Raw genomic sequence first — 12,404 nt, 5'->3', positions numbered from 1 at the left:
AGGAAATATGACACAACCTAACATAGTAATGACAAGAATAGATGAAAGATTGATTCATGGACAAGGTCAAATGTGGGTAAAAGCATTAGGGTGCAACACTGTTATTGTAGCGAATGATGATGTTTGCAATGATAAAATGCAACAAACTTTAATGACAACTGTAGTTCCAAAATCAATTTTTGTTAGATTTTATGATGTTCAAAAAGTTATCGACATCATTGGGAAAGCAAATCCTAAGCAAAGTATTTTTATAATCATCAAAGATGTTAAAGATGCTTATAGATTAGTAAAGGGTGGAGTTCCGATTAAAGAATTAAATATTGGGAATATTCATGCCGCACCTAATAAAGAAAGTATTTCTAGATTTATCAATTTAAGTGATGAAGAAAAGAAAATGCTTAGAGAATTGCATGATGAATTTGGATTAACCTTCAATACTAAAACAACACCAAATGGTGATGATGGAGGTAAAGAAGTTAATATATTAAATTACATATAGGAGGGAAGAATGGAATTATCATTAATTCAAGCAATTTTAATTGGCTTATGGACAGCGTTCTGTTTATCCGGGATGCTTCTAGGTATTTATTCCAATAGATGTATTGTGTTATCATTCGGTGTAGGTGTAATAACGGGTGATATCCAAACAGCTCTTTCAGTAGGAGCCATTTCTGAATTAGCATATATGGGATTCGGTGTTGGCCCAGGGGGTTCAGTTCCACCAAATCCAATCGGACCGGGGATATTTGGTACATTGATGGCTATAACGAGTGGAGGTAAAATTACACCTGAAGCTGCATTAGCATTATCAACACCAATAGCTGTTGCAATTCAATTTTTACAAACAGCAGCATATACTGTAAGATCTGGAGCACAAGGAGCAGCTATTAAAGCATTAGAAGAAAAAAACTTAAATAAATTTAAATTTGAAGCTAATGCAACAATTTGGTTATTTGCGTTAATAGGTTTGGTTTTAGGTATTTTAGGAGCCGTATCAATGACTACATTAACATCATTAGTAGATTATATTCCACAATGGTTAATGAAAGGTTTGACAATAGCAGGTAAGATGTTGCCGGCAATCGGTTTTGCTATGATATTAGCAACAATGGTAAAGAAAGAAGTTATACCATTTGCAATTTTAGGATACGTATTAGCAGCATATTTCAAATTACCTGTTATAGGTATTGCTTTGGTTGGTACAATTTTTGCATTGAATGAATTATATAATAAACCAAAAGTTGTTGTTGAAACAACAGAAACAAATGAAGGAGGAACAGATGACTGGATCTAAATGGACATTAAAAGATTATATTAAAACCGGTTTAAGAGGTTTCTTCTTGCAAAATGGTTTTAATTATAGTAATTTTCAAGGTTTAGGATATGCAAATATGCTATATCCAGCATTAAAGAAAAAATATGGAAATGATAAAGATAAATTATGTGAAGTTTTAAAAGATAACTGTGAATTTTATAATACAAATCCACATTTTGTACCATTTATTACAAGTATGCACATGGTAATGTTGGAAAATGATAGAACAGATGAAGAAATTCGTGGTATTAAAATGGCTTTAATGGGACCATTAGCGGGTATTGGTGATTCATTATCACAATTTATGATTGCTCCATTAATGTCAACAATTGCAGCTTCTTTAGCTGGACAAGGTTTAATTTTAGGACCTATCTTATTTTTTGTAGCAATTAATGCTATTTTAACAATTATAAAAATATTAAATGCTACATATGGATATAAAGTTGGTACAAGCATTATTGATAAAATGAGTGATAAAATGGCTACAGTTTCAAGAGTAGCAAATATTATAGGTGTTACAGTAATTGCTGGTTTAGCAGCAACATTTGTAAAAATAAATATTCCAATTCAATTAGCTGCAGGTAAAGTTGAACAAGGAGTAAAGCAACAAATATTATCTATCCAAGGTATGATGGATAAAATTGCACCGGCATTATTACCAATATTATTTACATTCTTTATTTATTGGTTAATCAAAAATAAAAAGTGGAGCACATATAAACTTGTATTACTTATTGTTGCAATAGGGATATTAGGTAGTGTAACAGGAATTTTAGCATAATATAATAAGGATTAAAAGGTGGTGTTGAGAGTGTTAAACATTTTCGATACCATCTATTTTTATATGAAGGTGTATTTTGAAAAAAGAAGTTATTATAAACTATATAAAAAAATTTAATATTGAAGAATATAAATTGATAAAGGAAAATGCAGATTTTTTGTTGGAAGACAAAGTTAGATTTGTAAATAATTGGGCTATGGAAAGATGTGAGGATATTGTAGATTTTTCTGATTTTAATTGGAATAAAATTTATAATAATGATCCTGAGTGGGCATTTATGGTTAATCGTCAAGAGTATTTGATAGATTTATTTGTTACATATGTGTTGGAAAATGATATAAAATATTTGGATAAAATAAAGAGACATATTTTTGAAAAAATAAAAAGCCTAAATCAAAATGAAATGAATAATAAAAAATTATATTCTAGAACATTGGATACAGGAATAAGAATTTCTCAGTGGATTTTTCTATTAAAAAATAATTATCAATACGAACTATTTACAGATTTTGAAGTAAGTTTAATTAAAGACAGTATAGTGAAACAAATAGAATTTTTATATGAAAGTTTTGAAGAAAGATATTATTTAAGTAATTGGGGAAGTATACAAATTGTTGCTGTTTTACAATTTAACTCACTTTATAAAGGAATTTTAAACGAAAAAGTAATAAGTTTTTTTGAAAATGCTCTTGTTAAAAATGTAAATATTTCTATATATGAAGACGGAACTCAATGGGAACAATCAATAATGTATCATAATGATGTTATGATGTATTTATTATTTTTACTTATTTTTGATGAAAAATATTCAAATATTTTAAGGGATAAAGTATATAAAATGGGACAATATTTGTATCACGCTATAGGGCCGGATAATATTCAATTTGCTATTGGTGATTCAGATTTTACAGATACGAGAGATATTATGACTTGGTTATCTATATATTTTAAGGATAAGAAATTTAAGTCAAAGGCATTTAAACACCCGGACATTATAAGCTATTTTAGATTTTCTGAAGAAGATATATTGTATTTTGAGATGATGAGTCCAAATCCGGAAAAAAATTTTAATAAATTTTATAAAGATAGTGGACATATATTTTTAAAAGATGAGAATTTTCATGTATTTTTCAAAAATGGAGTAATGGGAAGCTCGCATACTCATAGTGATTTAAATAGTATAAATTTTTATTACAAAGGAAAACCGATTGTTATAGATTCGGGAAGATATACATATGTTGATGGTAATTATAGGAATTTATTAAAAAGCATGGAGGCACATTCTTCTTTGATAGTTGATGATGAATGTCCGGAAATTGTAAAAGGTTCATGGGATTATAATAGATATCCGGAATCATTATCTCTAGAGCTTATTCAAAATGAATTTATTCAATATATTGAGTCAGTTGTATATGGAGAAATAAGTAATTATAATTACATTCATACTAGATATTTAATAAAATTTAAGGATAAGTGCTTATTTGTAATAGATAAGGTTAAAATGAAAGGGAAACATAAGGCTAATATTAGATTTATTTTAGATGAAAATATTAATGAAATAAAAAATTATGGGTTAAAAATATTAGGTGAAGAAAAATATTTTTGTAAAGAAACAAAGATATCCAAAAAATATAATACTTTGGGAAATTCACAAATGTTGGTTAGAGAAGAGGAGTTTGAAGATTCTTTATATGTTTCTACAGTTTTTTATGATGAAAGTATTGATATTGAAAAAATTAGTATAAGTCAAACTAATAAAGGGGAAGAATTAATGGGTTCCTTTGCATGGAAGATAAGAGATGAAAAAGAATACATATTGAATCTTAATACTGAGCAAATAATAACAGGAAGTAAAATTTTAAAAATTTATGAAAATGATATTCTAACAAGAGGAAAATGTGTTATTATAAATAATACAGATAGTAAATATTGTAGAATAAAATCATAAAATATGAGGAAAAGATGGCACAAAAATTAACTATTAAAGATATTGCAGAGATGGCAAACACATCTAAGACGACGGTTTCATTTTATTTAAATGGTAGAACTGATAAAATGTCTAAAGATACATATGAGAGAATAAAAAAAGTAATTGATATTACAAATTTTGTACCCAATAGATTAGCAAGGTCTTTAAACTTAAAAAATTCAAATTTGATTGGGGTTTTGATAGGTGATATAACTAATGTATTTTCAAATCAAATAGTAAAGGGTATTGAAGAAATGGCTAGTAAAAATGGATATCAAATTATAGTTGGAAATAGTAATTATTCCCCTGCAACTGAAGAAAAATATATTGATAGGATGTTGCAAATGGGTGTTGATGGATTTATAATTCAACCTACTACAAATTTTGTTAAGATATCTTCTAAAATTGCTAGATCAAACAAACCTATGGTTTTCTTTGATTCGAAATTGTATGATAAGGAAAATAACTGGGTCAAAACTAATAATTTTGATGCGGTTTATAATGCTATAAATAGTTGTATTGATAGAGGATATGAAGATTTTTATTTAATAGCTGCGGATCCGTCTATGCTAAGTACTAGATTAGAAAGATCTCAAGGGTTTATAGATGCATTAAATAATAGAGGATTAACATATAAAAATCTTGTTATAGAAGATAATGTAACAGAGATTGAAGAAATAAGAAAATTTTTTAATTCAAATATAGATTTAAATAAAAATTCTTTGATTTTCGTTCCGAATTGCTGGGCTTTACAAAATGTAAGGACTGCATTACAAGATTACATGAAATATTCTCCTAAGGTAGGGCTTTTAGGATTTGATAATACTGAATGGACTAATTTTACAAATCCAAGTATTTCAACTATTGTTCAACCAGCATATGACGAGGGGAAGGAAACAGCAAGAATTTTGATTGATTTAATCAAAAATGATGATGAAAAATTACATCAACATATATTGGATTGTCATGTAAATTGGAATGATAGTACGGATTTAAAAATATAGGGATGAGTAATTTATGGTTACAGTAGGAATTTATGATATTAATGATGAAATAAGATATGCGGTATCAAGTACAAAAAATAAAAAAATGTTAGTTTCTGGGAAAGATGAAATTATACTTGCTACTAGGACGCTGGAATATAACCCCGGAGATTACATAAAAGTTTCTGTATCAGATAAAAATAGTTTTTTATTTGTGAAATTAGATGAAACATTTGAAGAATCATTAATTTATTTTGGTGATACAACAGAGTTTATTTATAAAATTCCTTTTGGTTCTCAAAAAGAAGCTATGAAAGCCGAATCTTTTTCAGGTAGGTCGGTGTTAATAAGTGCTAGGTTTCCTGATGAATCAGAAATTAAGTCTTATCAAAATTTAAGTAAAAATAGACATGCGGTGGATGTTAATCAAAATGTATATCCTTTTGCATCTACAAATTCCGGGACATCAAGACCGGCATTTATGGCTAAAAATGCTATAGATGGTATTTATGCAAATGATGATCACGGGGTGTATCCATATCAATCTTGGGGAACAAATCAAAAAGATGATGCTAAATTAAAAATTGAATTTGGCAGAAATGTAAAAATAAATAAATTAGGAATTACCTTAAGAGCAGATTTTCCTCATGATACATATTGGAAAAATTTAACCTTACATTTTTCAGATAATAGTAAACTGAAAATTAATTTAGAAAAATCTTCAAAGACTCAATATTTTGATATTGATGAAAAAGAAATTTCTTGGGTTGAGGTAAAAGATTTAATTAAAGGGCAAGAGGGAGATTTTGCTGCATTGACCCAAATTGAATTATGGGGATATAATTTATAGAAATATTTTATTATAATTTTAAAAAGTTGTTGTTGCATAATAAAAATTTTAGTTATTTTGCAACAGCAACTTTTTTGATTTTATAATTATTTTCTAACTTCTTTTAGTATTTTTCTTGCTTCTAAACATAATTTTGTAATTTCATCCCATTTTTTTTCTTCAATAAGTTTTTTATCACATATCCATGATCCTCCAACGGAAATAATTTTATCAAATTCTAAGTATTCTCTTAAATTGTTTATATTTATAGATCCTGTCGGCATAAATAATAGATTTCCAAATGGGGCTGATAATGATTTAATAGTTTTTAGCCCGCCATAATTTCCGGCGGGGAAAAATTTTACAACTGATAAATCTGAATTTATTGCTTGCATTACTTCTGAAGGAGTAATGGCACCGGGTATAACGGTAATATTATTTTTTTGAGAAGTTTCAACTACATTTTTATCAAAACCTGGAGAAACAATAAATTTTGCTCCGGCATTAATTACATCAAGTGCTTGGTGGGAATTTAATATTGTGCCGGCTCCAACAATCATTTCTGGAACATTATTTGAAATTTCTTTTATACTATCAATAGCTGCGTTTGTTCTAAAAGTAATTTCTGCAACATCTATTCCCCCTTTTAATAATGCTTTAGCAAGTGGAACTGCATCTTCCTTATTTTCTAGTACTACTACAGGAATTATTCCACAATTTTTAAATCTTTCTAATATATCCATATTTTTCTCCTTGTATGATTTATTTAACTAAATTATATCATTTTAACAAACTTTAGTAAACTAGTTAATTATATTGAAAAACCAACATTTTAATAATATAATAATATATAGAAAAAGTGTGTTTGGAGGCATAAATTGAAAAATATAGTAACTTTAGGTGAAATAATGATGAGACTTTCTACAAGTGGTTTTGAAAGATTTGTAGGTGCTAAAAATTTAGAAATACATTATGGTGGAGGAGAGGCCAATGTTGCGATAGGATTGTCTAATTTTGGACATAACGCAAAATTTGTAACAAAATTACCATTGAATGATTGGGGAAAATCTGCAATTAATACCCTGAAATATTATGGAGTAGATACTTCAAATATTATTGGAGGGGGAGATAGAATTGGCATATATTATGTTGAACCTGGAGTTTCTATGAGATCTTCAAAAGTTATATATGATAGGAAAAATTCTTCATTTTCAAAATCAAATTTTGATGAGTATGATTTTGATTCTATCTTTGAAAATTGTGACTTATTTAATATTTCGGGCATTACTGCAGCAATTTCTAAAGAATGTAAAGAATTGACAAAATTTGCTATAAAAAAAGCTAAAGAAAAGGGGTGTTTGGTAAGTTATGATTATAATTACAGAAAAATGCTTTGGGAAAGAGAGGAAAGTATTGAATTTTTAGAAGAAATTTTACCATATGTGGATATTTTAATTGGTTATATTCCAAAAGGGATAGATTGGGAAACTAATGAAATTAATTTTGATGAAGTAAAAAATGGTTTTGAAAATCTTAAAAAATTATATAATATTAAGCTAATTACAAGTACCATAAGGGAATCAGAATCAGCTTCCGATAATAAATTGTACGCTATTTTATATGATGGGAATGATTTATTGGTATCAAAAAAATATAAAATAAGGGTTGCAAACAGAATCGGTGCTGGAGATGCTTATACAGCAGGATTTTTATCAGAATATTTATATGATTCATCAAGTAGAGATATTTTAGAATTTGCTATAGCTTGTTCTTCATTTAAGCATACAGTAATGGAGGATTTTAATATTTGTACTAGAGAAGAAATATTAAAGATTTCAAAAGGAGATGCATCAGGAAAAGTTGAAAGATAGAAAATATTAGATTTGGTAGTAATAGCCTATATCTATTTTTGTATTGTGCTATAATAATATAAAATAATACATTTTATATAGGAGAAATTATGTTTAAGAATAAATCTAAAAAGCTATTCATTATATTTGCATTAATGGCTTTAATATCAGGCATTATAATATTTATAACAAAAACTAAATATCCGGAAACGCTTTTTAGTATTTTGCTAAGTTTATTTATTTTATTTCTTTCAATAGCACTAATTTTTCTTGTGATTTACTCATTTATTGATATTAAGGAAAAGATAAAGAATAAAGATTACATTGGTATAGTAATTTGGATTGTTTTTATAATTGTTATTGTGCTTATAAGATATTTTCGTAAAGTATAATTAACAAAAATATAAAAAACTTATTTTGTAAATTATATTTAATGAAAATTTAAATAAACCCTATTTTGTAAATTATACTTTACAAAAACATTATTGACTGGCTACTTGAAGAATAGGAAAGTGAGGGATATATGAACTTACATGGTATAGAAATTCCTAATAAAATAATTGACGCACTAAGAGACGATAAGCTTGTAATATTTGCCGGGGCTGGGGTATCTGTTGATATGCCCACAAATTTGCCTAAATTTAACGATTTAGTAAGGTTTTTCTCAAAAGGAAGATTTAAAAATTTTATTACATATGATGACAATTTTAATCGAAATGATCAATATTTGGGAAAAATTGAAAATGAAAATGCACTTGTGCATACAAGCGTTGCAGATATGTTTTCTAAAGAAAACTTACAATATAATGATTGGCATAAATCATTGGTGGATCTTTTTGGAAGAAGAAAAAAGGTTAAGATAGTTACAACTAATTATGATAAAATGTTTGAAAAAGTTTGTGAGGAAAAAGGTTTAAATGTAAATATATATTCAAATCCGGCATTACCATATGGAGATGATTTTAGTGGAATAGTTCATATTCATGGGATTGTAGATGAACCTAAAAATATTGTAATTACTGATAAAGATTTTGGAAGAGTATATATGTATCATTCAAATGTAACGAAGTTTTTATCTGATTTATTTAATTCTAATTATGTAGTTTTATTCGTTGGTTATAGCTATAATGATTTAATTATGAGATATTTTACTAGAGCGATTCCTAATTTAGATGAGTCGAATAGATTTATATTTATTGAAAAAAGCCTGGTAGGGACAGTGTCTTCTTTGGGAGTTACACCAATTTTATATGAAGATGAAGATTATGAAACAGTTCACAAGGCTATAAGGAAAATAATTGAATTTACAAATAGGGATGCTTTTTCGTGGGAAAGTAGAATTACTGAAATTTCAAGTGCGAATCCAAGCTTTTTAGATTTACAAACTGATGAAGAGTTAAAACACATCTTAAATGATATTCATTTAATGGATAAATTTTTGAAAAATGTGAACAATTTAGGTTGGTTAGTTTATTTTAATTACAAGGGATATTTATCTAATTTGTTTAAAAATGATAATTTTACGGACTTTGATTATATATTCGGTAATTGGATTTTGAAAAACTTTTTGGGAAAGGATTTTGAAGAATTCAAGTATCTATGTGTTAAAAATAATTTTAATTTAAATTTAAATTTTCAAAAAATGATTATCGATGACTTTGAAAATATTAGTGATGATAAAATTGAACAGATATTATCTTTTATTAAGTTAGAAAAAATGGATGTAGAAATAATAAAAAAAATATCTGAAAGAATTTCAATGACTAAACTTGAATATTATAAGTTGAAAGTTTTTAAAAATTTAATACGATTTAAGTACGAATATAGGAAACTTACAAACTTTTTAGAAAAAAATTCTGGAAATAAGCAAATAGAGATAAATGCTACTACATTTGCTAATAAAAATTCTATAATGAAATACTGGAATTTATTTTCTAATTTTTCTGATGAAAGTTTGATTGATTTGCTCTATTTTATGACTAATCAAATTATAAATTTATATAACAAAAAATCTTTGGGTAGTATAGACATGACTTTTTCGAACTTTGATGTTTTTAAGAATGATGAAGTTAATACTGAGATTGATGCATATATAAATGTTATGAAACAAATAACTACTAAGATTGTAAATGACACCGAACTTAAAATATGGATTAATAAGTTTTTTAATTCGGACATAAAAATTCTTAGAAGATTAAGTTCTTATGTGTATATTTTGAGAAATAATGAAAATCTTATAAGTTTATTTGATAATATGAGAAAACTTTCTGATTTTGAAAAGGAAGAAATAACATTTTTGATTAAAAAGTTTTATCCGAGTGAAAAAAATGAAAGTTTATTAAAATATAAAAATAGTAATATAGAAATAAGAAACATCACAAAATCTGATTTAGAGGCGAATGTTGTAGAAAATATTAATTATATATTAAATTATGAGGGGGCGAATAAATCCAGAAAATCTATATTGAAGGATATTTCGGAAATTTCCGTTAAAAATTATGATTTTGCAATGAAAGTTTTGGATGTTTTAATATATAAAAATAAGCTAAATTCAGATATTTGGGATTATTTAATAAAGGGATTAAGTGAAAATGAAATTGTATTAATTAAGTTGATGGATGTTTTGAAAAAGCTTGATCATCCTATGATTCTTAAAGAAAAGACTTATATTTTATCTCTTTTTATAAAAAGAATTATTGAAAAAAATGATTTTTCAAAATATAAGGATATGATTTATATTTTGGTAGAATTTTTAATAAAATTGATACAAAATGCTAAGAATTATAATCCTGATAAAGTATTGGCATGGTCTGATATAACGTTTAGTTCTACATATGGTGTGATTGCTCATTGTTATATAAGAATTACTCAAAAAAATTATGAATTTAATTTTAACAATGAAGAAATAAAATTATTTATGGAAAAAAATATTCTTTCTTTGTTAAATAATTCTGAAGCGAAGGATTCAAAATTTGTCATAGTTGGGAATTTGTCAAATTTATATACAATAGATAAAAACTGGACTTGTGAAAATTTGATAGAAATATTTAGCAGTGAAGATTCATCAGAATTTGAAATTGCTTGGAAGGGATTTTTAACATTTTCACGTATATATCCGGAAATTTCTATATTGATGAATAGTAATTTTCAATCTGCTATAAGAAGAATTGGTGAATTAAGAGATTTGAAATATCATCAAGAATTTGTAAAATCATATTCAAAGCACATTTTAAATATAACGGATAATCCACTAGATAATTATATTCCAAATATATTTCTATTAAAAAAAGAATATGTAATCGTATTTTATCAAGTTTTAGTAAATTATTTGAGTGAAAATGGTGAAGAAAATAAATTAGTAATGTGGAAAAATTGGATTAAGGAGTTTATTTTTAATAGATTAAACAATTTGCCTATAAAATTAAAAGCTGATGAATTAGAATATATTATTCAAATACTGGTAAATATTTCTGATAAATCAGATGCTTTTAGATTGTTCAATAAATTGCCGAAATATGAAAATCAAAGATTTGATTTTATTTTGAATATTGATGTTTATGATTATGTGAAAAGTCATCCTAAATCTATGAATTATTTAATTACCTATATTACAGATGTTTTTGTAGTTCAAAAAAAACAAACGCCTGATGTAAGAGTTTTAGATAAAGTTAAGGAAATTGCTTCTATGTATGAAAAATTGGAATTACAAGACAATTTTGTTTATAATAGTAAAATATTAGGAATTTAGTAAAGGTAGTACTATGGACGATTTACATTTAAAAAATGCAATTTCTTTGAAAGAAATTGAAAGGTCTATTCAAAAAACATATAAAATAGAGACGTTTTCAAAATTTTTAAAAGCACTCGATGAGTATAATTTAATAGAGAATGGAGATAAAATAGCAGTGGGAGTAAGTGGGGGAAAAGATTCTCTCCTTTTGGCTAAGATGTTTCAAATGCTTCAAAGATTTTCCAGAGTGAAATTTGAGGTGGAATACATCGCTATGGATCCTGGATTCAGACAAAGTGATAGAAAAAAATTAGAAGAAATTTGCCGATATTTAGATATACCTGTAAAAGTTTTTGAAACCAACATATTTGATGTGGTTTCAGAAGTTGCAAAAGATAGTCCTTGCTATTTATGTGCGAGAATGAGAAGAGGGAGTCTGTATAGTAAGGCTAAGGAATTAGGGTGTAACAAGCTTGCACTTGGACATCATTTTAACGATGTAATTGAAACAATTATGCTAAATATTTTATGGGCTGGAGCATACAAATCAATGTTACCTAAAATAAAAAGTCAAAATTTTGAGGGACTTGAGCTTATTAGACCTTTATATCTTGTGGAAGAACGAGATATTATTAGGTGGATAAATAACACTGGTATAGTGCCGATGGACGAAGCTTGCCCAATAACAAAAAAAGAAAAAGATAGTCAAAGGGCAAATATTAAAGAACTCATTGAAAATATGAAAAAAACAAATCCAAATGTAGAAAAGTCTATTTTTAAATCATCAGAAAATGTAGGGATTAAAGCTGTATTAGGATATATAGATGATGGAGAAAAACATTCATTTTTAGATGAATATGAAAAATGAAAATATTATAAAAACCTGTGGTCAAATGATTTTAAGTTTATTTGATCACAGGTTTAAATTTTATTTAATTATTAAATTA

The 12,404-nt window shown here is 26.5% G+C and carries 11 protein-coding genes; 10 read left to right on the top strand and 1 reads right to left on the bottom strand.

Annotated elements, in window-relative coordinates:
- Positions 1–7: 7 nt before the first annotated feature.
- The 6 genes from EQF90_RS07665 (at position 8) to EQF90_RS07640 (ending at position 5,898) form a co-directional block, all read left to right on the top strand.
- Positions 8–499, top strand: coding sequence for a PTS sugar transporter subunit IIB (locus EQF90_RS07665; RefSeq protein WP_134710939.1), 492 nt, complete (start codon positions 8–10; stop codon positions 497–499).
- Between the two features lie 9 nt (positions 500–508).
- Positions 509–1,294, top strand: a complete 786-nt coding sequence (locus EQF90_RS07660) for a PTS mannose/fructose/sorbose/N-acetylgalactosamine transporter subunit IIC (protein ID WP_134710940.1) — start codon at positions 509–511, stop codon at positions 1,292–1,294.
- Positions 1,281–2,096 carry a PTS system mannose/fructose/sorbose family transporter subunit IID gene (locus tag EQF90_RS07655; protein WP_134710941.1) on the top strand — a complete coding sequence of 272 codons (816 nt, stop codon included), beginning with the start codon at positions 1,281–1,283 and terminating at the stop codon, positions 2,094–2,096. The genes EQF90_RS07660 and EQF90_RS07655 overlap by 14 nt, the downstream gene beginning before the upstream one ends.
- Positions 2,097–2,172: 76 nt before the next feature.
- The gene (locus EQF90_RS07650; protein ID WP_134710942.1) at positions 2,173–4,044 is read left to right on the top strand and encodes a heparinase II/III domain-containing protein; all 1,872 of its coding nucleotides are present in this window, start codon (positions 2,173–2,175) and stop codon (positions 4,042–4,044) included.
- A gap of 14 nt (positions 4,045–4,058) precedes the next feature.
- Positions 4,059–5,069, top strand: coding sequence for a LacI family DNA-binding transcriptional regulator (locus tag EQF90_RS07645; protein ID WP_134710943.1), 1,011 nt, complete (start codon positions 4,059–4,061; stop codon positions 5,067–5,069).
- A 13-nt stretch (positions 5,070–5,082) separates the two neighbouring features.
- Complete coding sequence (locus EQF90_RS07640; RefSeq protein WP_134710944.1) at positions 5,083–5,898, top strand: hypothetical protein; 816 nt, start codon at positions 5,083–5,085, stop codon at positions 5,896–5,898.
- Positions 5,899–5,984: 86 nt separating this feature from the next.
- On the opposite strand, the gene EQF90_RS07635 is transcribed toward EQF90_RS07640, so the two are convergent.
- The gene (locus EQF90_RS07635) at positions 5,985–6,620 is read right to left on the bottom strand and encodes a bifunctional 4-hydroxy-2-oxoglutarate aldolase/2-dehydro-3-deoxy-phosphogluconate aldolase (RefSeq protein WP_134710945.1); all 636 of its coding nucleotides are present in this window, start codon (positions 6,618–6,620) and stop codon (positions 5,985–5,987) included.
- A gap of 135 nt (positions 6,621–6,755) precedes the next feature.
- Here EQF90_RS07635 and EQF90_RS07630 point away from each other — a divergent pair, with 135 nt between their 5' ends.
- From EQF90_RS07630 to EQF90_RS07615, 4 genes are all read left to right on the top strand, one after another.
- The gene (locus EQF90_RS07630; RefSeq protein ID WP_134710946.1) at positions 6,756–7,748 is read left to right on the top strand and encodes a sugar kinase; all 993 of its coding nucleotides are present in this window, start codon (positions 6,756–6,758) and stop codon (positions 7,746–7,748) included.
- A gap of 89 nt (positions 7,749–7,837) precedes the next feature.
- A complete protein-coding gene (locus EQF90_RS07625; RefSeq protein WP_134710947.1) occupies positions 7,838–8,119 on the top strand; it encodes a hypothetical protein in 282 nt (93 codons plus the stop codon).
- Between the two features lie 131 nt (positions 8,120–8,250).
- The gene (locus EQF90_RS07620) at positions 8,251–11,475 is read left to right on the top strand and encodes an SIR2 family protein (protein ID WP_134710948.1); all 3,225 of its coding nucleotides are present in this window, start codon (positions 8,251–8,253) and stop codon (positions 11,473–11,475) included.
- Between the two features lie 13 nt (positions 11,476–11,488).
- A complete protein-coding gene (locus tag EQF90_RS07615; protein ID WP_134710949.1) occupies positions 11,489–12,325 on the top strand; it encodes a tRNA 2-thiocytidine biosynthesis TtcA family protein in 837 nt (278 codons plus the stop codon).
- Positions 12,326–12,404 lie beyond the last annotated feature (79 nt).

The sequence above is a fragment of the Helcococcus ovis genome (assembly GCF_004524775.2).
In the GTDB taxonomy this organism is placed as follows: Bacteria; Bacillota; Clostridia; order Tissierellales; family Peptoniphilaceae; genus Helcococcus; species Helcococcus ovis.
The sequence above is the reverse complement of the archived record's forward strand: the minus strand, read 5'-3'. Positions and strand labels throughout refer to the sequence as shown.

What these genes read in the sequence shown, in the direction of transcription:
- EQF90_RS07645 (WP_134710943.1), top strand. Translation starts at nt 4,059, where the DNA reads ATGGCACAAAAATTAACTATTAAAGATATTGCAGAGATGGCAAACACA.
- EQF90_RS07635 (WP_134710945.1), bottom strand. Translation starts at nt 6,620, where the DNA reads ATGGATATATTAGAAAGATTTAAAAATTGTGGAATAATTCCTGTAGTA.
- EQF90_RS07615 (WP_134710949.1), top strand. Translation starts at nt 11,489, where the DNA reads ATGGACGATTTACATTTAAAAAATGCAATTTCTTTGAAAGAAATTGAA.
- EQF90_RS07640 (WP_134710944.1), top strand. Translation starts at nt 5,083, where the DNA reads ATGGTTACAGTAGGAATTTATGATATTAATGATGAAATAAGATATGCG.
- EQF90_RS07625 (WP_134710947.1), top strand. Translation starts at nt 7,838, where the DNA reads ATGTTTAAGAATAAATCTAAAAAGCTATTCATTATATTTGCATTAATG.
- EQF90_RS07620 (WP_134710948.1), top strand. Translation starts at nt 8,251, where the DNA reads ATGAACTTACATGGTATAGAAATTCCTAATAAAATAATTGACGCACTA.
- EQF90_RS07655 (WP_134710941.1), top strand. Translation starts at nt 1,281, where the DNA reads ATGACTGGATCTAAATGGACATTAAAAGATTATATTAAAACCGGTTTA.
- EQF90_RS07660 (WP_134710940.1), top strand. Translation starts at nt 509, where the DNA reads ATGGAATTATCATTAATTCAAGCAATTTTAATTGGCTTATGGACAGCG.
- EQF90_RS07665 (WP_134710939.1), top strand. Translation starts at nt 8, where the DNA reads ATGACACAACCTAACATAGTAATGACAAGAATAGATGAAAGATTGATT.